Genomic DNA, 24,473 nt, shown 5'->3' with positions numbered 1-24,473 from the left:
ATCTGTCCTATCATCGGCATCCGGTCAGACTCTCTTAACCCATTCTGCGGCAAAAAAATAGCCGACCTTGAGGTCGGCTATTACCTGGCGTGTCGAGCAGGTTACAAAAGCTCGATCCGATCGCGATTACGTCTCACTTTCTTGGTGGCGTTACGAGTGTCAAACACCAGCTTAGAGTGATCGACGATCCACTGATACTCATAGGAAGTATGGTCGGTTACGATGACGACGAGGTCAGTCTGCTTGAGCAGCGCTTCGGTGACCTTGGTTGACCTGACCCGTTTTCCGTCCATTTCGAATTCCGGAACATGCGGATCGTTGAACAGCACTTTGGCTCCCCGGTCCTTGAAGAGCTTGATGACGTCCAGCGCCGGCGATTCCCGAATATCCTTGATATCCCTCTTGTACGCCAGCCCTAGTACGAGAACGGTCGCCTTGCTCAACGCCAGGCCGCTGCGGGTATTGAGCAGGCGGATCGCCCGCTCCGTGACATATTCCGGCATATGGCTGTTGATCTCGCCGGCCAGCTCGATAAAGCGTGCATAATAGTTCAGCGACTTGAGTTTCCAGGACAGATAGTGCGGGTCGATCGGTATGCAGTGCCCGCCGAGACCGGGGCCCGGATAAAACGGCATGAAACCAAAAGGCTTGGTGGAGGCGGCCTCGATGATCTCCCACACGTTGATCTTCAGCCGATCGCACATGAGGGCGACCTCGTTGACCAGCCCGATATTCACCGAACGGAAGGTGTTTTCCAGCAGTTTGACCATTTCGGCTGCCTGAGTCGACGAAACTGCCTGCACGAGCGGGAGTGTCTGCTCGTAGAAGGCCATCGCTACCCGGGTGCAGTCGGGAGTGACGCCGCCCACCACGCGCGGTGTATTCTTGGTGTTGAATTTCGGATTCCCGGGGTCCACGCGCTCCGGCGAGAAGGCCAGGAAGAAATCACGGCCAACTTTGAGACCGGTCTCTTCGAGTTTTGGCAGGATCAAGTCTTCGGTCGTGCCGGGATAGGTGGTCGATTCGAGCACGACCAGGGCACCCCGTTTCAGGTTTGCCTGGACCATTTCGACAGCTCTCAGAATGTAGCTTACATCCGGGTCTTTGGTCTTCGACAACGGCGTGGGGACACAGATCGATATCGTGTCCATTTGCGCAATCCGCTTGGGATCATCGGTAGCGGAGAACTTGCCGGAATTGACCGTCGTGCGCACTTCGGCATCGGAGATATCGTCGATATCCGATCTGCCGGAGTTCAGCAACTTCACCTTCGGTTTGGATATATCGAAACCGAGGACTTTGAAACCTGCTTCGGCCAGAACCATGGCCAGCGGCAGGCCTACGTACCCCAGACCGATCACGCCGGGTACCGCCGTGCGGGTACGGATGCGGGTGATCAGTTCGTCGGCCGGTTGCGATCTCTTGGTGGCCTTGGATGCCATACTGTCAATCTCCTCATGATCGTCGTTTCGATATCGTGCCGTGAGCGGCCACTTCGCGCCGCCAGTAATTGAGTGTATCGGAAAGAGTCTGCGCCAGTTGATAGTGAGGGGACCACCCGGTGCGAAGCCGGAGTTGTCGGTTGCTACCTCGAAGCACCGGTATATCGGCTTTGCGCAGGCGGCCACGGTCCACCTGAACAGAGATTCTGGCTGTCGACAACTGCAGTAACATATCAAGCACGCGCTTGATGGAGACTGCCTTGCCTGAGCAAATGTGAACGATCTCACCCGGCTCGACTTGTTCCGCGATCAGACGATAGCCTCCCACAACATCGCGCACGTCGGAAAAATCCCGTTTCGCCGACAGATCCCCCACCTTCAGAATTGGCGGCTGACGTTTCGCCTCGATCAACGCGATCTGGCGAGCGAACGATGGTATCACAAATGACTCGGTCTGCCGCGGCCCGCTGTGATTGAACGCCCGTACGATGACGACCGGCACACGGTACCGACGGTAATAATACTGACAGGCGAATTCCGCGGCCGCTTTAGATATGCCGTACGGGGAGATAGGTCGGAGCGGCTGCGATTCCGCAATCGGCGACCCGGTCTTCGAGACAACACCGTAGGCGTCACAAGAACTCACGTACAGGAACTTCTTCAGCTTCACAGGCTGTTGGGTGGCCCGAAGCATGTTGAGTGTCCCGTGGAAATTGACCTGGAAAGTCTGATCCTCCTTGTCGAACGACTGTCCGACCGATGCGATAGCCGCCAGATGAAAGACATAGTCCGGTTTGAGGCGTCGCACAAGCGCTTCAGATTTCGATTGGTTGAGAATGTCAAGCGTCGCCAGGCGAATATTAGCCTTCACTGAACCCAGGTTGCGGGTCGATTCGTTCTTGAGTAAAGTGCCGGAAACATCGAAGCCGCTGGCGACAAGCTCCTCGGCCAAGTATGATCCGGCAAATCCGGCGATACCGGTGATAAGAGCGGAGGGTCTTCTCATTCGGAAGCAGTGCCCGACAGGCGTTTGAGGTCTGCCACGACCATCATCTTGACCAGTTGTTCGAAACTGACGGTTGGCTCCCAACCCAGCTTCTTGCGTGCAAAAGAAGAATCTCCCTGCAACAGGTCCACCTCGGCCGGGCGGACAAAGCGCGGGTCGGTAACGGCATACCGGCGATAGTCCAGATCCAAGGCGCCAAAGGCCAGCTTGACAAATTCCTCCACAGAGTGCGTCTGGCCGGTGGCGATAACAAAATCCGTTGCCCGGTCCTGCTGCAACATCAGCCACATCGCTCGCACATAGTCGCCGGCGTACCCCCAGTCCCGTTTGGCGTCAAGATTCCCGAGTGCCAGTTTGTCGGCCAGTCCCAGCTTGCAGCGGACAGCCCCATCGGTGATCTTCCGTGTCACAAACTCCAGTCCCCGGCGAGGAGATTCATGGTTGAACAGGATGCCGGAACTGGCATGGATACCGTAGCTTTCACGGTAATTAACCGTGATGAAATGCCCGTAGACTTTTGCGACCCCGTATGGGGAGCGCGGGTAGAACGGTGTCGTCTCTTTCTGCGGGACCTCCCGCACCTTGCCGAACATCTCCGATGACGACGCCTGATAGAAGCGGATCTTCTTATCGACCAGCCGGATCGCTTCGAGCACTTTGGTCACGCCGAGCGCGTCGAATTCGCCGGTCAGCACCGGCTGCACCCAACTGGTGGGGACAAACGACTGCGCGGCCAGGTTGTACACCTCATTCGGTCGGTGCTGGCTGACAACTTCAACTATGGAGAGCTGATCCAGCAAATCCGCCTGCACCAGCGTGATCTTGTCTTTGATATGGTTGATCCGTTCGAACGATTCGGTGGAGGCGCGCCGGACCATGCCGACCACCTCGTACCCCTTTTCCAGCAGCAACTCCGCCAGATAAGAGCCATCCTGACCCGTAATCCCGGTAATAAGTGCGCGCATGGTAACCTTTCGTGTTCGCCCGAGTCGGTGTATCGACTCGGTCTTCGACCGCTGCGGAGGGGAATATATGCCAGCGACTTAGGGGGGTCAAACGGAATTGGGGGGGGCGATCCTGCCTCAGGCTGCTCCGTTTTCGTTGGCGTCAGTCCATCCGACTACCGTATATTCGCCCTGAGCGCGACACCGCACCGTTCTGGAGGAATAGTGAATCAGTCCGATCTGACCGCCGACGCCGCATTGAAGTCTGCCGACGAGTCGTTCCAGGCCAAACAATATGGTGAGGCTCTGGACCATTACCGCCGGGCCTGCGAGTTGGCCCGGCAGGAGTTCAATCGTCCGGTCGAGGTGGAAGCATTGGCGCAGATCGCGCGCGTCAGTCTGATCCAGGGGAACAAAGAGGACGGTCTTAATTGGCTGAAAGAGGCCTCGGCCAAAGCCGTTGAAACGGACCCGATGGGCTGGTCACGTTACCTGAGCGTAAAAGGGCGGTACGAATGGAAATCCCAGAACCTTCTCGACGCCCGCCAGACGTTCCAGGATATGTACACGTTCTGTGCCAATAACAATCTGGCGGCGCGGGCTGTCGACGCCGCCAATATGAACGCGATCGTGGCGGAGTCGGTTGACGACCAGATCGAATGGTGCCGCCGGGGGATCGCCATTGCGGAAAGCTCCGATGCCGACAACTGGCTGGGCCCGCTCTGGAACAACCTCGGTGCGACCTATTACGACACGGGCAAATTCGAGGAGGCGCTCGACTGCTATCTCAAGGCTCGTGAATACCACTGGCGCTTCTCCGATGAGCGGGCCAAGCTGGTGGCCGATTACTCGATCGGGATGACCTACCGCATGCTCAACCGATTCGATGAGGCGATGCAATGGCTTCGTCCGTCGCTGGCCTGGGCGGAACGGCTTGGCGACCACAGCGTCATCGGGCAAACTGCGCACGACATGGCGGAGGTGTACATCGCTCAGGGGAAAAAATCAGAGGGGGTGACACTGCTGATGCAGGCGCGTGATTCGTACCGTCAGGCCGGGTATGAATCATCGGCTCCCGATATCTGGGAACAAATCAACAAGCGGATCGCACAGGCCAAGAAATAGAGTGACAGGGTTCACTCGATGACACAACCCGAAAAATCGGATCGCGACCACTCGATTCAACTCCTTATCGCCTACTACGCTACTGTTGCCCTCTTGCTTGTCGCTTCGCTCGTCCCGCACACTCGCCTCTGGGGAGTCAACTGGTGGGCGTACTGGCCGGACTGGGCCTGGTACGGGGTTGTGCTATTTGCCCTTGGCGGCGGCCCGTTTGCCCTGTGGTTGTCCGGCAAGCTGATTGCCGATGGCGCCAGTTCGACTTTTCGATTCTATATCGTATCCACAGTAGTAGCGGCGATCACGACCGTACTCTTCGTTCAGTTTCACTCGCAGACGTTTTTTCTTGGCGATGGTTACCAGTTGCTCCAGCGGCTGGCCGATCATGTACCACCCGTGAAGTCGTGGGACATGTTTACCTCGAAACTGCACTATACCCTGTTCGACCTGATTGGTGCAGACACCGACGACACAGCGCTTAAGACATTCCAGCTTATTTCGTGGACAGCCGGCATTGGCGTGCTGGCATTGCTGATCCTCAGTGCCCGCCATTTGTTCGAACAGAACCGCCATCGATATCTATTCACACTGGGTGTGGGCAGTTCCGGGTTCATGCTTCTGTATTTCGGGTATGTCGAGCATTACGCGCTGTTCGTGTTTGCCGTGCTCGCCTTTGGGCTCGCAGGAGTGCTGGCGCTTGCCGGGAAAATCTCGCGATGGTGGGCGCTGATTCCGGCTGTCATGGCGACGCTGCTGCACATTTTCGGGGTTATCCTGACACCCGCTCTGGTATACCTGCTCGTGCGGAATTCGGCCGTAGGAAAGGCACTGGGGCGGACAGCAACCTCGACGAAGTGGCTGATCGCCATCGCGGCCGTGGCGATTGGGGCTGTCGTGTACTACTATATCTCCACCCACTATTATTTCTTTCGGTTTGCCATCATCCCGCTTTTCGCGGACCGGTTCGCAGCTGACGGTGAGACTCTGTTCGCACCACGTCGACTGCTCGACATTAGCAACTTCCTCATAATGCTGTTGCCGGGGCTGCCCGTGTTGATGACCGCATGGATCAGCTCGCCGGTCAAAGGGATCAAAAGAGAACCTGTGGATCGATTTCTGGCCATCCTTTTTCTTTCCGCGTTTGGCGCCCTTTTTATCTTCAACCCCAAACTGGGCCTGCCCCGCGACTGGGACCTGTTTGCATTTGTAGGCGTGCCGATGGCCCTGAGGGGCTATTACTTGACACTCCGTTACCAGCCATCGGAGCGGCATCGCACCACGGCGGTGATGCTGTCAATCGTTATGGGTCTGCTTGTATTAGGACCACGTGTCGACTCCCAGGCCACGCCGCGGGTGGCGGTGAGTCATATCGAGGATTACCTCAAGCTGGACAAGGTCAAGAGCAAGAACGCCTGGCCGGTTTTGATGGAGTATCACCGGACGGCCGGCAATCAGACTATCGTAGCCGAGCTGGAAGAACAATATGAGCGGGACTATCCCGAGATGGGTTACAATCGAAAAGCCGGGCAGCTTATCAATGAAGGGAAGTTCGGCGAAGCCGCCGCCTGGGCGCGGCAGGCGATCACGGTCAATCCGCTGCTGGCCGACGGCTATTCAAATCTGGGGGTGTGCTATCTCGACCTGGGGTATCTGGACAGCGCGCAGACGATGCTCCTGATTGCCGATGGCCTTAATCCATATTCCGCGGCCATTCTTAACAACCTTGGCTCGGCCCATGTACGAAAAGAGCAGTTTGCCGACGCGGTGGCCGTCCTGCGACGGGTCCTGCAACTCGACAGCACCATACCGAATGCTCATATCAATCTGACGGCCGCATTCTACGGGCTTCACCGAGAGGACAGCTCGATAGCACATCTTCGGAGACTCGCCGCCATGCGGGAGTTTGGTTACGAGTTCTTCCAGCGGATGGGGGACCTGTATCTTGAGCGCAACCGGCCGGACCTGGCCTCGCAGGCGTATCACATTGCCCTTGAGCACGGGATGGACAGCAGCTATATCCGTCAGAAAGCAGCCGCCAATCCCGGACTGAAATGGTGATGACATCTCACCAGCGGGCCAGTTGCCAAAGACCCACCTTTGTGCGTTATTGTCGTCACGTGAAGAAATCAATCGTTTAAGGGGACGTATTCATGAACTATCGTCGAGTGGGCAGGTCCGGGTTAAAGATCTCCGAGATCGCACTGGGGGGCTGGCTGACTTTCGGCGGCTCGGTGGACGGAGCCAGAACCGAGCGCATCGTGAAAGCCGCGATCGACCAGGGAGTGAACTTCATCGATCTGTCGGACATCTACGCCCGTGGCGAGGCCGAAAAGGTGGTCGGTCAGGCGATTCGCGATTGCAAACGGAGCGACCTGGTAATATCCACCAAGTTGTTCTGGCCGATGTCGGACAATGTCAACGACCGGGGCCTCAGCCGCAAACATATCATGGAATCGATCGACAATTCCCTTCGGCGTATCGGCGTCGAGTATATCGACATCTATTTCTGCCATCGTTTCGACCCGGATACCGAAGTTGAAGAAACCGTACGGGCGATGGACGACCTGATTCGAAGCGGCAAGATCCTGTATTGGGGCACCTCGGTCTGGACCGAGGCTCAGATCGAGCGGGCGATCGGCGATGCGGACCGCTTCAATGCCTATCGGCCGATTGTCGAGCAGCCGCGCTACAACATGCTGGACCGGCATATTGAGATGGAGATCATTCCCGTATGCGGCAAGTACGGTCTGGGGTTGACCGTCTGGTCTCCCCTGGCCCAGGGGTTGCTGACCGGAAAGTACAATGATGGCACCCCTGCCGGAACACGCGGGGCCAGTACGGAATGGCTCAAGAAGGACCTCACCGATGAGAACATCGCCAAAGTCCGCAAGCTTACAGCGCTGGCGGATTCGTACAATGTGAAAGTGAGCCAACTGGCGCTCGCTTGGGCGCTGCGATTGCCGGAGATCAGTGCAGTTTTGACGGGCGCCACCGATGAAAACCAATTGAAAGAAAACATCGCTGCCTCAGAGTTCGAGTTAAGCGTGGCGGTAGTTGAGAAAGTTGAAGCGATTCTCGGTGGGACGGTCAATATCAGACTGACATAGGGCACTACCTGATTGGCCTGTGACTATTCCGGGAAAGCTCGTATAGCGATAATGTGATGGCCAACGAACAGGGTCATTCGTATACATTTCTACTGTATTCGCCAATCGTCATATTCGATTAAAGGAGAGAAATTCATGTTCAAGACGATCGCCGAGTTTGAACAGGACTGGGGACACGAATCGAGCGAGACTCAGAAAATGATGAACGCGCTCACCGATGCCTCCCTGTCCCAAAGCGTGGCCAAGGACCATCGGACCCTTGGCCGCATGGCCTGGCATATCACAACGACGTATGCCGAGATGATGTCGCAGACCGGGATGAAATTCACGAGTGTTGATCCAGAGGCTCCGGTGCCGAAGACTGCCGCCGAGATCCAGAAGGCTTACGCCGCGGTAACAAAAGAGTTGGGCGACAATCTCAAGCGCCACTGGGCCGATGCCTCGCTGGAGACCGAGGACACCATGTACGGCGCATATAAATGGAAACGGAGTTTCACGCTGAGCGTACTGATCCGTCACGAGATTCACCACCGCGGGCAGATGACCGTACTGATGCGGCAGGCAGGGCTCAAAGTGCCGGGCGTGTATGGACCATCGATGGAGGAATGGGCCGGCAGGGGGATGAACCCGCCGACGGTTTGATCTGCGGATTCTCGGTTCTCCAAAGAAAAGAATTTGGTGCCTCAAAATCGGATGCAGGCTCTTGTGGCCGGCGGTACCTTGCGGCAAGAAAACAAACAACCGATGGGCACATACCCTGATGCGACGTCGTTCAGTGGAGTATGGTTCTCCAGCCGCAAGGAGAGTGAATGTGAGCAAGCTGCCATCGCCTGACATCATGTATCAGGCGCTGTTGAATCGAGACAGCGCCTATGAGGTCGTATTCTATGTGGGGGTCCGAACCACCGGCATTTTTTGCAGGCCGACCTGCGCCGCCCGTAAACCAAAGCAGGGGAATATCGAGTTTTTCCCGTCGCAGCAGGAGGCGCTTTTCGCCGGGTACCGCCCCTGTTCGCGATGCCATCCGATGGAGCGAGACAAACGTCCGCCCGAACTGGTCAAGCAGCTGGCTGACGCGGTCGATGAGTCACCAGTTCGGCGGATTCGCGATGCGGAACTTCGCGCCAGGGGAATCGATCCCTCGACCGCACGCCGTCAGTTCCAGCGTTACTACGGTATGACTTTTCAGGCGTATCATCGTGCCCGTCGCATGGGACTGGCGCTGCGGGACATTCGGAAGGGCGAGAGTGTCATCGGCGCGCAGATCGACCACGGCTTCGAATCGGCCTCCGGTTTTTATGATGCGTTCAAGCAACTTTTCGGAATGCCGCCAAGTCGCGCCAAGGGGATTCGATGCCTGTATGCCCGATGGATTGACACACCCCTCGGGGCCATGCTGGCACTGGCCGATGATGCCGGCCTTCACCTGCTCGAATTTGTCGACCGACGGGGACTGGAGAACGAGATTGTCCGCCTGAGAAAACAGACCGGCGCCTATATCGTGCCGGGAGAACATCGGTATCTTGATCAGATAGGGGACGAAGTGAAGGCGTACTATGAGGGGAGGTCGCTGAGCTTCTCACTCGCGCTCGTGACTTCCGGTTCGGAATTCGAGACGGCCGTCTGGGAGAATCTGCAGCGGATCCCGCCGGGGTGTACCTGGTCCTACGCCGAACTTGCCCGCAAGGTTGGCCGTTCGAGTGCCGTACGGGCGGTTGGTCGTGCCAATGGACAGAATCGGCTCGCCATTGTCATCCCGTGTCATCGGGTGATTCGTTCCGACGGCAGCCTGTGCGGTTATGGCGGCGGCATCTGGCGGAAGCAATGGCTGCTTGACCACGAGAAGCACGTGATGGCTCAGTCGGCAAACCAGAGCCTGACGCAAGGTGCTTCAGTAACCGGGTCCCAAGGTCAGCATGCGAACCGCTGACACCGTCCGGCTGGTGATCCTGGCGGCCATCTGGGGCGGCTCGTTTATTTTCATGCGAGTCCTCGCGCCCGTACTTGGTCCGGTTTTGACCGCGGACCTTCGGGTGCTGATTGCCGGTATCGCTCTTCTGATATATTTCCGTGCCATCAAGTTAGACCTGGAATGGCGGCAGTACTGGAAGCAGTACATTCTGATAGGCGCCCTCAACTCGGCCTTGCCGTTTTTCTTGTTCTCGTTTGCGGCTCTGCATATCCCGGCTTCGCTCTCGGTCATATTGAACTCCACGGCACCGTTCTTCGGAGCGCTGTTCGCTGCCATGCTGCTTGGCGAGCGATTCACGTTCAAAAAACTGGCCGGGCTGGTTATCGGAGCGATCGGCGTAATGATGGTGGTCAAGCTCGGCTCGGTGACTCCGGGTCCGATGTTCGCGCTGGCGGTGCTGGCCTGTATCGGGGCCACTGTTTGCTACGGTTTTGTCGCCACCTATATCAAGAGATTTGGCACGAGTATAAAACCGATGGCCGTCGCCGGGGCCAGCCAGTTAACAGCCGGGCTGCTGCTCCTTCCGGCCGTGCCATTTTCGCCTCTGCGCGGGGAGATCACGCCGACGATTGTCGCCGGAGTGATCGTCTTCGCGCTCTTGTGCAGTGCTGTCGCATACTTGCTTTATTTCCGGCTCGTCGTAGACGCGGGTCCCACCAAGGCTCTGACAGTCACATTTCTGATGCCCGCATTCGGCATGCTGTGGGGGGCGATGTTTCTTAACGAACTGATCACACCAACGATGGTGGCCGGCACCGCGTTGATCCTGCTCGGCACCGGCTTGGTGCTAAATGTCCTGAAGTGGCGGGCTCCCGCCGTTGAAAGCGTCAGAAACTGAACCGCACCCCGTACTGATTGACGTGCCTGTCACCGAATGTCGTCATCACCCGCTGCACGTTAAGACTGAAGAAATTGGTAATGTGTTTCACCACACCCAGTTCCATGTAGTGATCGTTTGAGAGCCCGGGCGTGTAGTCGTAATTGAAGTCACCCGTAAACTCAATGGTGAACGTGGTAAGCAATTTTATCGAGTTGATCGATATGATCTGCACCGTCTGCCCGCGGTCACGGCCGCCGTCATCGTAACTCTTGTAGAGTGAAATCTCGTTAGTGATTGGATAGAAGCCGAGTTTTTTCGAGGGGGATTCCCAGGTCGGGATTATACCGGCGCGCGAACTGGCGGCGGTCATCAGTATCCCCATGCATACGAGCAAAACAAGCTGGCGCATGGCGCACTCCTGAAGGTTAGGGTGTTTGTTATGTAGTTTTAGAATACTGCCTGATGATAGCGGTCGAAACCGCCCTGGGCAAGTCTGAAGAGATCGCGGCGGCGGTGAAGGGTTTTCGCCGGCGGTCACCTATGGTATGAGCAGCGGATCAGTTGTCTGATTCCACCGTGTGAGTCACCACCGTATTGTTCGTCCAGCGTACGGTATCGCCGACATCGATCGTCGTGCTCTGCAGCGTATTGTTGGTAATACTGAACGCGTGCAAGCTGGCCGAGCCACTGCCACTTACAGTGATCGTGCCGGCCATCCCGACTCCCCCGGCGCCACCATGATAGCGGCAATAGTAGGGGAAACTTCCGGATTTCGTAAATACATGCTGGTACGATTGACCATTTCCCATATCCCCTGACACGAATTCACGCCCGCCGCCCCCGCCACCGCCGCCGGTCGAGTTGCTGTCCGACGAGCAGCCGAGAATCCCCATCGCCGCGATCAATCCAAGGGGAACAAGTCGGACCAAAGCCGTCTTTGCCATAACCAAATCCTTCCTTTCCCGCCCATTGGGCGGTTGTTGTGGACCCCTGGATTGAACCTACTGTTGTAATGGAGTTAAACACTCTATTATCAAACTCTGTTCCACCTCGGTCTCTCCGCCGCGTATATTACGGCACTCAGAAAAGGAGCGAGTTGCATGCCGATTTCATACACCGACAGCATTGTGCCTCCCGTCGAAACCGTGGCGGCGCTCTTTGACAATTCCGGGCTCAAGCGCCCAACCGGCGATCTTCCACGAATACAACGGATGCTCGATGAAGGGGATCTGTTCGTCACCGCCTGGGATGGCGACCATCTGGTCGGATTCGCCCGTTCACTGACTGATTTCTGTTACTGCTGTTATCTGTCTGACCTCGCGGTGGCGAAAGATTTCCAGCGAAAGGGGATCGGCAAAGAACTGATTCGACTGACCAAAGAGAAGCTTGGCGACCAGGTGATGATTCTGCTCTTAGCGGCCCTAACCGCCGAGGGGTATTATGAGCATATTGGATTTGAGTACGTGAAGAACGGGTGGATAATACCGCGAAAGTCATAAGTGCCGAAAATCCAAGCCGTGTAAACTGACAGAAGCCGTGGCTCGCACGAAGGGTGTGGAGTTTCGCTAGGGCTGGATCTAACGCACCTCACAGCGCCATCGTCAATACAAGCAGAGGACGTAGCGAATAACGACAACGAAGAGACCTTTGGAGCGGTATGTGTAGATTTGGGGGATTCAGCCAAGACGGAATTCTCCATTTTTGGGCTTTCTGACCGGTCGCATCATTGTTTTTTTTGACGGAGGAAAGTTGTCTTGTTTGGCTAAGAATGACGTAACGCAATGTTGCATAACTAATTGTATAGTCGATACAAATATCTAATTTTTCTCGGGTTGGCCCAAAAAACTTCAACTAAAACTGACAGGTTCTGTCAGTGTCAGTTCTTATCTTATAAGTAGCTCGACACACAAATCAGACACCTCTCATTAAACAGACTGTGGATTATGGCGTCTCACAATCGCGGCGTTGCACAACTCTCGAATGGAGGGTCTATCATCGTGAATGTAAGTACGAGAGCGGTGGCAGTTTTTTGGCTGCTGTTGGCTCTTTGCCTGCTGCCGTTGACCTGCAGTGACCACGGGACTGACCCCCCGCCTGAACCTGTTGACTACGTAGCGTACATAACAGACGAATTTGACACGAGGCACGTGTATGGTTACCACGTTGAGTCAGGATTGATCGATACAATCTGGACAGGTGCCGACGCGAGGTGGGGTATCTATGTCTCACCTGACGGCAAGAGGTTGTACCTAGCATCTGACGCTGGCGTCTCAGTATTCGACCTCGGACTGGATATGGTAGTCCACACGATTGAGTCGCATGGCACCCGCGGAGCCGCTTTATCACCGGACGGTCAATTCCTGGCGGTTTGTGCGAGCGACTTCCAGATTGTTAGGACAGTTGACTTTTCAGTCGCCTATTCTGACACGTTTGAACTAAGTGCTGGGTCGTTCACCGATGACGGAAGGGCGTTCTTCGGCGCTTCCGGCAGTGTCAGTGGTGTGTATTGTGTTTCATTTGACGGAGAAGACACGGTAATTGCAGCGGTTCCGACCGCGGCTGGCCTGCTGAAAGAGGTGACACGCTCATGCGGGGACAGTCTCTTCTATCTGAACCTCACTACCGGGAGCTTTTCCAGCCAGCTTATCGCTCTCGATCCAGACACTGATTCGGCCTTGTATGTCGAGGACGTTGTACCCGGTCATGGTGACCTCCAGATGACCCCGACGGGGGACATGCTATTCTACACAAGCCCTGGAACTGCCCTCTTCGGTCCGCCCACGCCGAGAGCGTTCTTTGTTCTCGACGTGCCAAACCTGACAAGGGTGGCGACAGTTTCCACTACTGGTCTCATAAATCAGAATGGGGATACCGTTCGCTATTTCAACCCCTCGTCGTTGGCGATTACACCTGACGGCAGGCGACTGGTCGTCATTAGCGGACTCACCAATGCTCACTTCCTGGTATTTGATGTCGCCACTATGAAAATTGAACGAGTAATATCAATCCTTGATATCCCTACACCTATGTTGCGCGATGTTGCTTTGCCGCGACATAGTCAGTCTTCTTGGAGGAAGCAATGCGTACGATGTGTCAACTAATCACGGTACTGTTCTGCACACTCCTTTGCATGACAAGCTTCGCATATGACTTTCAGCACCAGTTTTACTCTCAAGGTCAACAAATCTCCCTGTCCATCGATTCTACCAAACTGCTCGTTAAGTTCGATTCTACGCTATCGCAACAACAACTTGACTCCGTGATTGCAGGGCTTGGAGCAATACACTCTGTCATTTCACTCGAACCTCCAACCAGAGGGTTTCTGCCATGCTCGTTGCAGGTTATGCTCGGTGAAGGAAGTTGGCTGGATTCGCTTCGATCAAATCCGTCTGTATATCTGATTGAACCATACTACCGCATTGAAGACGGACATCCCGCCTATTTCTCGGACCGAATCTGCGTGGCGTATGAAGAAAACATCTCACGTCAGTACACTGACAGCGTGAATGCGGCCAGTGGCGTACTGATTGAGCGCGAGTTGTTTGGCATGCCCAATGTGTTTCTACTCGTCAATACTCCTTCCTCAAACAAGGGGATCGTACAACTAGCCAATGAGTATTATGCGCTCCCAGGTACGCGATACGCTTATCCAGCCACTGGGCTAAGAGGTTCCGTGTTCAGCTACAAGGTCTTCGACCATTATTCGTATCGCCAGGCGCATCTGAAGAAGATCATCGGCAGTTTCAACGAGGCAACTGTTTGGGACTTTGCAGGCTTGACGAATGACGTAGTGGTTGCGGTACTTGACGATGGAGTTACTGATCACGAGGACTTACCTGTTGCCCGAATCACCTCCGGCTACGACTTTGTTGACAACGATTACAACCCGGCTCCGCATCCAATTGATGGCCACGGCGAAGCTTGTGCCGGCATAATCGCGGCTGCGCATACGAATGACAGCCTACAAGGCACATATCCTTCAACGGGCATGTTTTCCCTAAACCCTCACGCACGCATTATGCCAGTTCGGATGATCATAGAGGGTGGGTGGCTGTTGCCACCAGAAGAATGCGCTGAAGCAGTGACCTTCAGTTACCTCTCCGGTGCAGACGTTCTCACTTGTTCTTGGGGCTGGTGTGCGATACTTGTCGGTTATGACGCGCTTCCTGACGCCATGCATCGGGCCTTCAATGATGGCCGCGGAGGGAAAGGCAGTATTGTAGTCTTTGCGGCAGGCAATTGCGGTCCAGAAATCATGGCATGGCCCGGCTATGATAATAGCGCCCTTTCGGTTGGCGCGGTGAATTTACAGGATCAGTTGTGGGCGTACAGCTCAATCGGTCCTTACTTGGATCTCGTAGCACCTTCAGGGGATTTGTGTCTAAAGGGTGACGTATTCACGCTCGACCAGATGGACACGCTTGGATATAACCCAAGTACCCAGGAATTTTGTGGCGAATATGTAAGTTGGGGTTGCGGGCTTCAGCCGCGCAACGATGAAGACTACGACTGCAGATTCGGTGGAACCTCAGCCTCAGCGCCTATAGTTGCAGGTGTTGCCAGCCTCCTATTATCACGTGACAGTATGTTGACTTCTGACCAGGTGTATGCAATAGTATGTAGTTGTGCGGTGCCCATCGGCGCCACGGTGCCGAACGACACGTTTGGCTACGGTCGTGTGGATGCCTTCCGCGCCGTGCTGTCCATAGCTCACGGCGACGCCAACAATGACGGCACCATTGAGATAGGCGACCTCACTGCCGTTGTTGAGTACGTCTTTCTTAACGGTCCAGATTTCTTTCCCAGTCATTTGCTGGGGGACTATAATTGTGACGGGCTGGTCGACATTACTGACGTCCAGCTTCTGATCGATTACATCATACTCGGGATCGGCGATCCGCCGGTGAAGCCGTGTTACCAGTTCTGATTCGCAACTAAGTGGCGGCAGGTGTTAATGACCAAAGCCTGCCGCCTGCAATCTGTGATCATTTCTCAGGCATCTGCCACGTCCCGATTATGTTGTTTTTGAAGCGGTGTCGGGCATCCCTGCCCGACAACCGGTTGAAACGAAGCGTCGTCAGGCCGAGACACCTGACGGCACTTCAAGCGGCTGAGACTGCCGAGGGGTATTATGAGCATATTGGATTTGAGTACGTGAAGAACGGGTGGATAATACCGCGAAAGAGCTAAACGCTCACCGCTATCGCTCCGCTTTCGCCATCACGATTACACCGATACTAAATCCGAGAGTGCCAATCGCAAGGAGAATTCCCAGCGGCAGCGTCATGTCCCCCCAGGTGAAGCCGCGCCAGATCGCCCCCTCGAACGCCAGAATGCACCATTTCATCGGGCTGAAATTGCTGACAGCTGAAATCCACGAGGGCATAAACATCAGCGGTATCATCCCCCCGCCGGTCATGGAGAAAACCAGCAGAATAGCCCATCCCGCGCCACTGACCGTATACTCGTTCTTCCCGAGCACGCTGATCAACATCATTATCCCAACAAAACAGAGCGCCGCGCACACGATAGCGGCCGCGAGAATTCCCGGCGATTCAATCCGAACGTGGAAAAAGACCGCTCCGATGAGCATGAAGAGAGAGCAGACAAGAACACAAGTTGCGAAACAGGCAAGTCCCTTGCCCGCCAGTATTTGTCCGCGAGAAATTGGCGCCAGACGAAGACGGGTGTAGGTCCCCCGTATCCTTTCGATCAGGAGTGACAACGCGAAGGTTGCCGCGCAGCCGATCAGCGCCCAGATGAGGGACTGCGGAAACGCTATTTCCCAACTGGTGGCGGGTTTTCGGTCAAGACGAGTGACCTCTTCGAAGCGGATTTTCGGATCCCCAAACGGCCCACTGTTACGGATTTCCGCCGTATCGACCAGCGTGTCAATAGAGACCAGGAAAGAATCCAGGTCTCCGAGAATTCCCTTCAACATCCCCTTCTGTCCGAAATCGAGGTCGCCGATTGAGTCAATCTGCTTGAGACCCTTACCTATGTCCGTGCGCCATGACGACGGCTGCGTGAACCTCCGTTGCATCCGCGCGAAATAGGCCTGAGCGATGAGCCCTTTCAAATAGGCCGACTCGGTCTTACGCGATGGGTCCATGCCAACCTCGATCGAATCGCGCCCCATCGAAAACATGCTGCTCCCGGACGTGTCAACCGCGAAATAGCGAACATAGGCGGATAATTTGCCACGCGTCACTAAATCAAGGGCTGAATCGAGGGGCAGGCGGCGGATTGCCAGCACCTCAGACTTGTTCAATTCAGTGAAGAACTCTTCACTCGATATCGACTGATCACCGACAAAGGCGATTTTCAGCGACCGTGAGCCGGAGCTCTCGCCGGAAAAGATCGAGCCGAAAAACAGAGCCATGAGCAACGGAAACGCCACCACCCAGATCAGGGCGAACTTGTTCCGCCTGAGCAGCAGCAGATCCTTCAGGGCGATTGACAGAATGGTGCCCATCAGTCTCTCAACCTCCGCCCGGTGAGATTCAGAAATACCGATTCCAGATCGGCCCGTTCGATGCGCAGCGTTCGGAACAGGATTCCCTGCTCACTCAAACGGGCGATGTCCTCAAGCGGTGTTACTGAGGCAAAGCGCAGGCTGGTATCATTGATCACCGCACCAGGGATGTTCGGCTTGGCAGAATGCGGAAGCAGTTCCGCCTCAACCATGGCGTTTCCACCGTGCCTCTGAATCAGTCGCTCCACTGTATCCAAATCGAGTATCCGGCCTTGATCGATGATGGCCACCACATCGCAGAGTCGCTCTGCCTCCTCCATGTAGTGCGTCGTGTAGACAATAGTGCGACCTTCGGCCTTCAGTTGTTCGATCTTGACGAATATCAGGTTGCGTGACTGCGGGTCGACACCAACAGTGGGCTCGTCAAGCAGTAATATCGGCGGGTCATGGACCAATGCACACGCGAGATTGAGCCGACGCATCATGCCACCGGAGTACGTTTCGACACGATCACTTTTTCGTTCCGTCAGACCGACCAGATCGAGTACCCAGGCAACACGCTCCGCAAGCTGCCGGCCGTGCAGATGGTACAGCCGTCCAAAGAACCGCAAATTCTCTTCGCCGGTCAGAGCCTCGTATAGAGCGATGGACTGAGGCGCATTTCCGATTTTTCTGCGAACTTCGGGGTTCGCCGGGTCACCTTCAGTATCAATGTGAACCGAGCCGCTGTCCGGAGTGAGCAGCCCCGCAAGCATGTTGATAGTCGTTGACTTCCCCGCACCGTTGGGTCCCAGCAGACCAAAGATGCACCCTTTTGATACATCGAAAGAAACAGCGTTGACAGCGACCAACTGTCCATACTGTTTGCGGAGATTCTTGACGGAAATCATGCCAGGGGAATATACGAAAAGGATATCAGGCGGGTTGCTGGAAAACAGTAGCCGGCTTTGCCCTGGCTATTCAGGCTTCTGCCACGTCCCGATTAAGTAGTTTTTGACGTGGTGTCGGGCGTCCCTGCCCGACAACCGGTTGAAACGAAGCGCCGTCAGGCCGAGACACCTGACGGCACTTCAACGCCGCCCCGCTGTGCCAACTAATTTCAGCCTTGGCACAGATTGGTCAGGCCAACTGCATGACCCGGTCCCATCAAATGACTTCTATTGACTTCGAACTCTCTCCAATAGCCGCTTGGCAGCACTGTTTTGGGGATTGATCCTCAAAGCCTCCTCGAGTTCCGTGATAGCTTCGAGTTCCTCCCCTTTTCTCGCGAGGAAAAAGCCGAGTTGTGCGTGCAAAGTGTCATTGGGTGGGAGCATTCGAATAGCGTTCCTCATTTCAATTATCGCTGAGTCAATCTGTCCGAGATCCGCTAATGTCGCGGCGTAATTCAGGTGGCCGAGAATATTGGCAAAGTCCATCGCAATAGCGTTCCGAAAGAGATCGGATGCCTCGGGTAGTTTTTTCTGTTGCACCAAAAGGTACCCCAGCGAGTTTGCCGCGTCGGCGTAATTCGGGAACAACTCCAAAGCTCTACGATAGTTCAAAATAGCATTATGAATATCTCCTTTGATTCCGTCTGCCTTGGCAAGCTGTGCGAAGTCGTATGCTCGTAGGCGATCTTGCGAGATTTCGAGCCGGTAACTGTTAGACTCGACGCCAGTTAATACCAGGAGAACAAGCGCACCGAATAGCAGCCTCCAGTTCTGTGCCCTAATACATTGCCAAATTCTGTTGCCACCATAGACCGCAAATAGAATTAGAACCGGGATCAAGGGCTCTCGGAACCGGGCGTTGACAAAGAAGATAACCAGAGTCGCACCATACGCTAAGAGGAGTAGATAGTGGCTCATAAAGCGTTTCCAGTCGCGGATTGAGAGGAGTATCCCTACCGCAGCCAAAGGCAGGAGTAACCCAAAGGGGAAAAAAACGCCGACCGCAAACACTGTCGCTCGAAGGATAACAGAGTAGTCACGAACCGCATAGATGCTGAAATCGTTGGGAATCTCATAGCCGTTGATGGAAAGTCGGACTTTGTGAAGTAAATGGCCGCACGAACGGACAATGTCCGACCGAATTTCCGACCACCCTCGTTCGTACCAGTAATCAGATACATCGGATTTCTGCAACTGCCCCCCCCAGAGCCTTTTCGGCAAGAGCTACTGGACTTGAGTAAAGGGATTCCCAAGAAGAACCGAATTCTCGGACTCCGGCAGACCATCCGTTCGAATTATGGTTGTTACCGATGTAAAAGTTGATTCCACCTTGCCAGGCAATCAGCACCGGATCGCCGGATACGACGTAATTCCGCAGGGTAACCGGCGCAATTGTAATGGCACAGCCGAAAACGAGAACCAGGTATCTCTTCAAAGCTTTTGCGAAACCGAGGGTGGGATTGAACACAAGCCAGCACCACAGGAGCAGCGCTGGGACAAACAGGAGCATGTTTGGTCTGAGCAGACAATTCACACCCAGCAGAATGCCCCCAATCAAGAAAGACGCAAACGACCCTACTTCGCGGCAGCGCTGTAACTGTACTAACAGCAGGATGATAGCTACAGGCATAATCGACTCTATGAGCAGAGACCCCTCGTAAAAGAGAAAGCTGGGATACATTGCGGCCACGACCCCGGCTGCAATTCCAATCCGCCAGTCGAAGAGCTTTCGCCCCAAGTAGGCCAGGAGTACTGGCAAGAATGCTCCCACCACTATTTGGAGAACGCGTGGCCACCAAACCTCGTCCCCCGTAACTGCTACAATACCTGCCAGAAAATATGGGTAGAGTGGAGCGCGAAAATAGGGTTCTGCAGGTAGGCTGCCCGATAAGATTTGTCTCGCAAGTTGCAGGTGGTACTGCTCATCGAGGAGTGAGGTATCGAATGTAGGAAGATCCTGTATTTCCACCAAGTACACGAGGCGAAGTGCGAGTGCCAACACGTAGAGACCGACGAGCATAAATGGCCATACGCTACGCGATGGCGCCTTGCCCCGGTCCTTCGACAAACGGCGTTGGCATGAATCGCCACGTTTCCTCATGCTATGAATATACGGACGATTCTGCGTTTAATAAAGGTCACCCCTTTGTGCCGCCAGATGTCAAGACCCCTACCGGCGTTTAATCCTCAGACGGGGTCTTGACCTCCACGGGTTGCCGTCTGCACGCTGTAATTATTTCTCCGGTTTCTGCCATGTCCCCACAAAGTTATTCATCAGCAAATCCTGCAGGGTCGTTTGGAGCGGGCGGGGGCGGAATCCAAGCTCCTCGCGCGCTTTCGCCGACGAATACGCCCAATCATAGTCCGCCAGTTTCACCAGATCAGGGTAGAATGATATTTTCGACCGGCCAATGTACCGGGCATAACCGGCAGCGGAGTGCGCCGACATGTTCAGAAACCAGCGCGGGATTTTGACCAGATGCGGGGACTTGCCCAGAAGCGCCGAGACCGATACGATCAGATCGCGCGCGGTGATATTCTCGCCCCCAAGGATATACCGCTCGCCGGAGCGCCCCTGTGAGACGGCAGCGACAATGGCCGGGGCCACATCCCGCATATCTACCAGGTTTACCAGGTTCGGGAGGTCCGGCAATAAGAAGCGACCGAACGTCTTCACTGCTTTGCCTCTGTCATCGCCGGTTCGCGACGGCGCCACCATTATCGCCGGATTGACAATCACCAGCTCCGGTCCCCCCGCTCGCCACTGCTTCAGCAATTCCTCCTCCGCCGCGCGTTTGGTCATGATGTAAGGAATCCGCAAATGCCCCAGATTGAACTGGTGATCTTCGTTGATCAGAGTCGGCACAGCCGTGTCGGCGCTTTTGGCGCTGCGCTCCAGCCCGCCGACAGCGGCGACCGTCGAAACCTGAACGAACCGCTTCACCCCGGCGCTTCGGGCCGCCAGGTACAGGTTGACCGCTCCGAACGTGTTGAGCCCGGTGAACTGGGTGAGACGGTCCTGGCGGAAATTGACCCACGCGGCGGTGTGGATAATACAGTCTATCTCCGCCACCAACCGGAGCAGGTCGGCATTGTTGCGTAAGTCGGCGGTCCGTTTTTCCAGTCCGAGAGAATCAATGTAAGCGGTATTTGAATCGGTCCGGACTTGCGCGATTGGGCGGATTCCCTTTCGGGTCATCGTATACAGCAACTGCTTGCCCAGCGACCCGGAAGCGCCGGTCACGAGGATATTAGGCTGGCTGGTGGTCATGGTACTCTCGGCCGATAATATGTGCAAGATTGGCCCATTGTGCTATATTATATGAGGCGACACATCGTGTCGCCCGGGCGCTTCCAACATAGTCGATCAAAATGAAGAATCTTCTGCGAAAGCTCTGGGATCGCTGGAAACGGCTGGCTCATCGCATCGGCCGGTTCCAGACCGGCGTCATTTTGACATTGGTGTATTTCCTGGTGATATCACCCTGGGGGATTCTCATGCGCCTGTTCGGCTGGGACCCGCTTGAGACGAGGCAATCATACCTGCGTAAACCGACCAATTGGAAACCAATGACCGACAGCGAGCCGGACCTGGACTCCATGCGGCGATTGAGTTGATATGCGAATACTGGGAATCTCATGCTTCTATCACGATGCCGCCGCCGCGCTGATAGTCGATGGCACCCTGGTCGCCGCAGTCAGCGAGGAACGGTTCACCCGCATCAAGCATGACCCTGAACTCCCAAAACAGGCGGTTCAATTCTGTCTTCAGAAAGCGAATATCGAAATCAACCAGCTCGACACGATCGTTTTCTACGACAAGCCGTTTACCAAGTTCGATAGGATACTGACCGGCTACCTGGCTACACCGTTTCGGTCATATCGTGCGTTCCTCGCTTCTATGCCGATCTGGCTTCGCCGCAAACTCTGGGTGGAGCAGGTGATCGGGAAAGAACTCGGCTATAATGGCGAAGTCCTCTTTCTGCCGCATCACGTTTCCCATGCAGCCGGCGCGTTTTTCGGCTCTCCATTCGGCAAGGCCGCGATTCTGACAATCGATGGGGTCGGCGAGTGGGCCACCGCTTCCTATGGGATAGGCGAGAACAACCGCGTGCGCTTGCTGGCCGAAATGCATTACCCCCACTCGGTGGGGCTTCTGTACTCCGCGTTCACTCAGTATCTCGGTTTTCAGGTGAACTCGGCGGAATATAAAGTAATGGGACTGGCACCGTATGGCACGCCGCGCTTTGCCGAACTCATTGAAGAGAAGATTGTGACAATCCACCATGACGGCTCGATCCATCTGAATATGCGTTATTTCGACTATCATCATGGCCTGAGAATGATAAACGGCCGCTTTGAGAGACTGTTCGGACGAAAGCGAAGGTCCCCTGAATCACCCATCGAGTCGTTTCACGAAGACGTGGCGGCCTCGGTACAGGCGGTTACCGAGAGGGTTGTCCTCACCATGGCGCGTCATGTCCGTAAAGAGACTGGACTCGACAAGCTCTGCATGTCCGGCGGGGTGGCGCTCAACTGCAAGGCTAATGGTTTGCTTTTGAACGAGGGAACGTTTTCGGACATCTACGTCCAGCCGGCCTCAGGGGACGCCGGTGGCGCTGTGGGAGCAGCATTGTACGCTTACTACAAACTTACCGGGGCAGAGAAGCAATCCCAGCCGTTCTTTGGCATCGGGCCGGAATCCTCGTCGGTTGAGATCAAGGCGTTTCTCGATAAGAACGGCGTCCCTTATCGCCACGAACCTCTCGATGATAGACTTGCCTACGTGGCGGACCAACTGGTTAACGGCCGAATCGTGGGATTTTATCAGGGGGCGGCTGAATTCGGGCCACGAGCGCTCGGCTTTCGTTCGATCCTGGCTGATCCGCGGGACAACACGATGAAAGAAAAGATCAACGCGGCGGTCAAATACCGGGAGCCGTTCCGGCCGTTCGCGCCAGCGGTTCTTCGGGAGCGGGTGGACGAGTATTTCGAGTGCGATACAGACGCCCCGTATATGATTTTCAATTTCACCGTGCGCGAAGGAAAGAGAGCCGTGATTCCGGCTGTCACCCATGTCGACAACAGTTCCCGAATCCAGACCGTCAGCCGTAAGGACAACCAGGTCCTGTACGACCTGCTGGTCGCTTTCGACCGTCTGACCGGCGTGCCGGTCCTGTTGAATACTTCGTTCAACCTGCGCGGGCACCCAATCGTCAACAGCCCCGAGGAGGCATTTGCCACCTTCTGCTCGGGAGGGGTTGACATTTTGCTCCTCGGTGAGTATATTATCAACAAGTCAGACATCTCGAACGACATCCGGGCCAAGTTTTTCTATCAAGTCGCGAGCGACTGAGTCGAACAGAACTCAATTATCATAGATCTGCGGAGGTGAACCTCATGCACCGACGTTGGCATCTGTTTTCGGAAACGCTTTATTTTCTGCGTCACTCCAAGCGATGGTGGCTGGGGCCGATTCTGGCGCTGTTGCTGTTCCTGTCGGTCCTGATCGTGTTTACGGAATCATCGGCGCTGGCGCCTCTTATCTATTCGTTGTTTTAGCATCGGTTGACACGGCACACCGGGCGCATGACCAGTAACTATCCGACCCCTTCACTGGCGTTCAAGCTCACCGCCTCTGTCTTGTCAGTCTGCCTGTTTTTGGCGCTTGCCGAACTCGCACTTCGGTTTATTGATCCGGACCTCTACTACAAGAATCAGTTCTTCCCGGTCAATCGTGATATCGACTTCCCCGATGTCTACAAGAAAGACCCCATGCTCTTTTGGCGCTTCCGGGAGAATCAGACCATAAGCTCACGGCGATTCAGCGATCTCGATTACCGGATCAACTCACTTGGGATGCGCGGGCCTGAGATTGCACGAACGAAGAACGGAGTACGCATATTGACGCTCGGCAACTCATGCACCTTCGGCTGGGGCGTTCGTCAGGAACAGATCTGGACAACCCGGCTGCAGGAGATGCTAAAGCGGGGGATTCTGACACAGTCAATCGAGGTGGTCAATGCCGGTGTGCCGGGATATTCGTCGTTACAGGGTTGGCGCTATTTCGAAAACGAACTGCTCGTGCTTCAACCTGACATCGTACTCATCACTTTTGCCTGGAATGACGAAGCTCCCGCCGGCCAAGGAATCAGCGACGATAGACAACAGCCGCCCGGACGATTGATCCTGGCGGCACAGAACCTGTTTTCACGTCTGAAATTATACCAGTTCATGCGCAAGGTGGTGTTGTCCGCCACGGAGAAGCAGAAGATAGTGGCGCTCGATGACCCGCTGGCGGTTCGCCGGGTCCCACCGGACCGGTTCAAGAAAAACCTGACGGAGATTATTCGTCTCGCCCGCCGGAATAATTGCCGTCCTGTGCTGGTGATTCCACCCATCGCCTCGCTGCACATCTACTTCAAGGAATCCGTTTCCCCTCTGCATACCATGCACGCGGCATATCAGAATCAGATCAGGCTGGTGTCACAGTATGAGAAAACCGAGTTGGTGGACCTGCAGGAGGCATTCGATAAACAGAGCGATCTATGGGATGACCCGTATGCCGACTGCACGCATTTCAACGCCAAAGGGCATGGGGTAGCCGCACAAACAATCGCTGAAGTTGTCGTCCCGCGGTGAAGCGATTGATGTGA

Annotated in this window: 23 protein-coding genes; 13 read left to right on the top strand and 10 right to left on the bottom strand. The window is 55.3% G+C overall.

Features of this window, described 5'->3' with window-relative positions; all coding sequences use genetic code 11:
- Positions 1 to 101: 101 nt before the first annotated feature.
- The 3 genes from AB1644_12310 to gmd are packed head-to-tail and all read right to left on the bottom strand — an operon-like array spanning position 102 to position 3,413.
- Positions 102 to 1,442, bottom strand: coding sequence for a nucleotide sugar dehydrogenase (locus tag AB1644_12310; GenBank protein ID MEW6051827.1), 1,341 nt, complete (start codon positions 1,440 to 1,442; stop codon positions 102 to 104).
- Positions 1,443 to 1,455: 13 nt separating this feature from the next.
- Positions 1,456 to 2,448 carry a GDP-mannose 4,6-dehydratase gene (locus AB1644_12305; protein MEW6051826.1) on the bottom strand — a complete coding sequence of 331 codons (993 nt, stop codon included), beginning with the start codon at positions 2,446 to 2,448 and terminating at the stop codon, positions 1,456 to 1,458.
- Positions 2,445 to 3,413 (bottom strand): GDP-mannose 4,6-dehydratase, encoded by a 969-nt coding sequence (gene gmd / locus AB1644_12300; GenBank protein MEW6051825.1) that lies wholly within the window; start codon positions 3,411 to 3,413, stop codon positions 2,445 to 2,447. Before gmd ends, AB1644_12305 begins: the two co-directional genes overlap by 4 nt.
- A 204-nt stretch (positions 3,414 to 3,617) precedes the next feature.
- On the opposite strand from gmd, the gene AB1644_12295 reads away from it, so the two are divergent.
- The 6 genes from AB1644_12295 (at position 3,618) to AB1644_12270 (ending at position 10,428) form a co-directional block, all read left to right on the top strand.
- The gene (locus AB1644_12295) at positions 3,618 to 4,517 is read left to right on the top strand and encodes a tetratricopeptide repeat protein (GenBank protein MEW6051824.1); all 900 of its coding nucleotides are present in this window, start codon (positions 3,618 to 3,620) and stop codon (positions 4,515 to 4,517) included.
- A gap of 18 nt (positions 4,518 to 4,535) precedes the next feature.
- Complete coding sequence (locus AB1644_12290; GenBank protein MEW6051823.1) at positions 4,536 to 6,569, top strand: hypothetical protein; 2,034 nt, start codon at positions 4,536 to 4,538, stop codon at positions 6,567 to 6,569.
- A gap of 92 nt (positions 6,570 to 6,661) precedes the next feature.
- Positions 6,662 to 7,618 (top strand): aldo/keto reductase family protein, encoded by a 957-nt coding sequence (locus tag AB1644_12285; protein MEW6051822.1) that lies wholly within the window; start codon positions 6,662 to 6,664, stop codon positions 7,616 to 7,618.
- Positions 7,619 to 7,753: 135 nt separating this feature from the next.
- The gene (locus AB1644_12280) at positions 7,754 to 8,260 is read left to right on the top strand and encodes a DinB family protein (protein MEW6051821.1); all 507 of its coding nucleotides are present in this window, start codon (positions 7,754 to 7,756) and stop codon (positions 8,258 to 8,260) included.
- Between the two features lie 169 nt (positions 8,261 to 8,429).
- Positions 8,430 to 9,548: a trifunctional transcriptional activator/DNA repair protein Ada/methylated-DNA--[protein]-cysteine S-methyltransferase gene (locus AB1644_12275; GenBank protein MEW6051820.1), complete on the top strand. Its 1,119-nt coding sequence runs from the start codon at positions 8,430 to 8,432 to the stop codon at positions 9,546 to 9,548.
- Entirely contained in the window at positions 9,535 to 10,428 is an 894-nt protein-coding gene (locus AB1644_12270; protein MEW6051819.1) for a DMT family transporter, read from the top strand. Before AB1644_12275 ends, AB1644_12270 begins: the two co-directional genes overlap by 14 nt.
- Here the strand turns inward: AB1644_12270 and AB1644_12265 are convergent.
- Together AB1644_12265 and AB1644_12260 are read right to left on the bottom strand one after the other, a co-directional pair.
- On the bottom strand, positions 10,418 to 10,819 hold the full coding sequence (locus tag AB1644_12265; protein MEW6051818.1) for a hypothetical protein: 402 nt from the start codon (positions 10,817 to 10,819) through the stop codon (positions 10,418 to 10,420). The genes AB1644_12270 and AB1644_12265 overlap by 11 nt on opposite strands.
- 148 nt (positions 10,820 to 10,967) lie before the next feature.
- Positions 10,968 to 11,354: a hypothetical protein gene (locus AB1644_12260; protein ID MEW6051817.1), complete on the bottom strand. Its 387-nt coding sequence runs from the start codon at positions 11,352 to 11,354 to the stop codon at positions 10,968 to 10,970.
- Between the two features lie 156 nt (positions 11,355 to 11,510).
- On the opposite strand from AB1644_12260, the gene AB1644_12255 reads away from it, so the two are divergent.
- The 3 genes from AB1644_12255 (at position 11,511) to AB1644_12245 (ending at position 15,337) form a co-directional block, all read left to right on the top strand.
- On the top strand, positions 11,511 to 11,909 hold the full coding sequence (locus tag AB1644_12255) for a GNAT family N-acetyltransferase (protein ID MEW6051816.1): 399 nt from the start codon (positions 11,511 to 11,513) through the stop codon (positions 11,907 to 11,909).
- Positions 11,910 to 12,407: 498 nt separating this feature from the next.
- Positions 12,408 to 13,511 carry a hypothetical protein gene (locus tag AB1644_12250; protein MEW6051815.1) on the top strand — a complete coding sequence of 368 codons (1,104 nt, stop codon included), beginning with the start codon at positions 12,408 to 12,410 and terminating at the stop codon, positions 13,509 to 13,511.
- A 29-nt stretch (positions 13,512 to 13,540) separates the two neighbouring features.
- A complete protein-coding gene (locus AB1644_12245) occupies positions 13,541 to 15,337 on the top strand; it encodes a S8 family serine peptidase (protein MEW6051814.1) in 1,797 nt (598 codons plus the stop codon).
- Between the two features lie 273 nt (positions 15,338 to 15,610).
- Here the strand turns inward: AB1644_12245 and AB1644_12240 are convergent, their stop codons facing one another.
- The 5 genes from AB1644_12240 to AB1644_12220 form a co-directional block, all read right to left on the bottom strand.
- A complete protein-coding gene (locus AB1644_12240) occupies positions 15,611 to 16,885 on the bottom strand; it encodes an ABC transporter permease (protein MEW6051813.1) in 1,275 nt (424 codons plus the stop codon).
- Entirely contained in the window at positions 16,885 to 17,775 is an 891-nt protein-coding gene (locus tag AB1644_12235) for an ABC transporter ATP-binding protein (protein ID MEW6051812.1), read from the bottom strand. Before AB1644_12235 ends, AB1644_12240 begins: the two co-directional genes overlap by 1 nt.
- Positions 17,776 to 18,042: 267 nt before the next feature.
- Positions 18,043 to 19,011, bottom strand: a complete 969-nt coding sequence (locus AB1644_12230) for a tetratricopeptide repeat protein (protein MEW6051811.1) — start codon at positions 19,009 to 19,011, stop codon at positions 18,043 to 18,045.
- Positions 18,989 to 19,837 (bottom strand): glycosyltransferase family 39 protein, encoded by an 849-nt coding sequence (locus AB1644_12225; protein ID MEW6051810.1) that lies wholly within the window; start codon positions 19,835 to 19,837, stop codon positions 18,989 to 18,991. Before AB1644_12225 ends, AB1644_12230 begins: the two co-directional genes overlap by 23 nt.
- Before the next feature lie 213 nt (positions 19,838 to 20,050).
- Positions 20,051 to 21,088: an NAD-dependent epimerase/dehydratase family protein gene (locus AB1644_12220; GenBank protein MEW6051809.1), complete on the bottom strand. Its 1,038-nt coding sequence runs from the start codon at positions 21,086 to 21,088 to the stop codon at positions 20,051 to 20,053.
- A 101-nt stretch (positions 21,089 to 21,189) separates the two neighbouring features.
- Here AB1644_12220 and AB1644_12215 point away from each other — a divergent pair, with 101 nt between their 5' ends.
- Genes AB1644_12215 through AB1644_12200 form a run of 4 tightly spaced genes read left to right on the top strand, consistent with a single transcriptional unit; the run spans position 21,190 to position 24,459 of the window.
- A complete protein-coding gene (locus tag AB1644_12215) occupies positions 21,190 to 21,435 on the top strand; it encodes an SxtJ family membrane protein (protein MEW6051808.1) in 246 nt (81 codons plus the stop codon).
- A 1-nt stretch (position 21,436) separates the two neighbouring features.
- A complete protein-coding gene (locus AB1644_12210) occupies positions 21,437 to 23,173 on the top strand; it encodes a carbamoyltransferase (GenBank protein ID MEW6051807.1) in 1,737 nt (578 codons plus the stop codon).
- 44 nt (positions 23,174 to 23,217) lie between these two features.
- Positions 23,218 to 23,379 carry a DUF5989 family protein gene (locus tag AB1644_12205; protein MEW6051806.1) on the top strand — a complete coding sequence of 54 codons (162 nt, stop codon included), beginning with the start codon at positions 23,218 to 23,220 and terminating at the stop codon, positions 23,377 to 23,379.
- 27 nt (positions 23,380 to 23,406) lie between these two features.
- Complete coding sequence (locus tag AB1644_12200) at positions 23,407 to 24,459, top strand: SGNH/GDSL hydrolase family protein (GenBank protein MEW6051805.1); 1,053 nt, start codon at positions 23,407 to 23,409, stop codon at positions 24,457 to 24,459.
- Positions 24,460 to 24,473: the final 14 nt, after the last annotated feature.

The organism is Candidatus Zixiibacteriota bacterium, assembly GCA_040753875.1.
GTDB lineage: Bacteria > Zixibacteria > MSB-5A5 > GN15 > FEB-12 > DATKJY01.
The sequence above is the reverse complement of the archived record's forward strand: the minus strand, read 5'-3'. Positions and strand labels throughout refer to the sequence as shown.

Excerpts from the sequence above, each read along its gene's own strand:
- AB1644_12310 (MEW6051827.1), bottom strand. The coding sequence starts at position 1,442 with ATGGCATCCAAGGCCACCAAGAGATCGCAACCGGCCGACGAACTGATC.
- AB1644_12305 (MEW6051826.1), bottom strand. The coding sequence starts at position 2,448 with ATGAGAAGACCCTCCGCTCTTATCACCGGTATCGCCGGATTTGCCGGA.
- gmd (MEW6051825.1), bottom strand. The coding sequence starts at position 3,413 with ATGCGCGCACTTATTACCGGGATTACGGGTCAGGATGGCTCTTATCTG.
- AB1644_12290 (MEW6051823.1), top strand. The coding sequence starts at position 4,536 with ATGACACAACCCGAAAAATCGGATCGCGACCACTCGATTCAACTCCTT.
- AB1644_12285 (MEW6051822.1), top strand. The coding sequence starts at position 6,662 with ATGAACTATCGTCGAGTGGGCAGGTCCGGGTTAAAGATCTCCGAGATC.
- AB1644_12280 (MEW6051821.1), top strand. The coding sequence starts at position 7,754 with ATGTTCAAGACGATCGCCGAGTTTGAACAGGACTGGGGACACGAATCG.
- AB1644_12270 (MEW6051819.1), top strand. The coding sequence starts at position 9,535 with ATGCGAACCGCTGACACCGTCCGGCTGGTGATCCTGGCGGCCATCTGG.
- AB1644_12265 (MEW6051818.1), bottom strand. The coding sequence starts at position 10,819 with ATGCGCCAGCTTGTTTTGCTCGTATGCATGGGGATACTGATGACCGCC.
- AB1644_12260 (MEW6051817.1), bottom strand. The coding sequence starts at position 11,354 with ATGGCAAAGACGGCTTTGGTCCGACTTGTTCCCCTTGGATTGATCGCG.
- AB1644_12255 (MEW6051816.1), top strand. The coding sequence starts at position 11,511 with ATGCCGATTTCATACACCGACAGCATTGTGCCTCCCGTCGAAACCGTG.
- AB1644_12245 (MEW6051814.1), top strand. The coding sequence starts at position 13,541 with ATGACAAGCTTCGCATATGACTTTCAGCACCAGTTTTACTCTCAAGGT.
- AB1644_12240 (MEW6051813.1), bottom strand. The coding sequence starts at position 16,885 with ATGGGCACCATTCTGTCAATCGCCCTGAAGGATCTGCTGCTGCTCAGG.
- AB1644_12235 (MEW6051812.1), bottom strand. The coding sequence starts at position 17,775 with ATGATTTCCGTCAAGAATCTCCGCAAACAGTATGGACAGTTGGTCGCT.
- AB1644_12225 (MEW6051810.1), bottom strand. The coding sequence starts at position 19,837 with ATGCTCGTCGGTCTCTACGTGTTGGCACTCGCACTTCGCCTCGTGTAC.
- AB1644_12220 (MEW6051809.1), bottom strand. The coding sequence starts at position 21,088 with ATGACCACCAGCCAGCCTAATATCCTCGTGACCGGCGCTTCCGGGTCG.
- AB1644_12215 (MEW6051808.1), top strand. The coding sequence starts at position 21,190 with ATGAAGAATCTTCTGCGAAAGCTCTGGGATCGCTGGAAACGGCTGGCT.
- AB1644_12210 (MEW6051807.1), top strand. The coding sequence starts at position 21,437 with ATGCGAATACTGGGAATCTCATGCTTCTATCACGATGCCGCCGCCGCG.
- AB1644_12205 (MEW6051806.1), top strand. The coding sequence starts at position 23,218 with ATGCACCGACGTTGGCATCTGTTTTCGGAAACGCTTTATTTTCTGCGT.
- AB1644_12200 (MEW6051805.1), top strand. The coding sequence starts at position 23,407 with ATGACCAGTAACTATCCGACCCCTTCACTGGCGTTCAAGCTCACCGCC.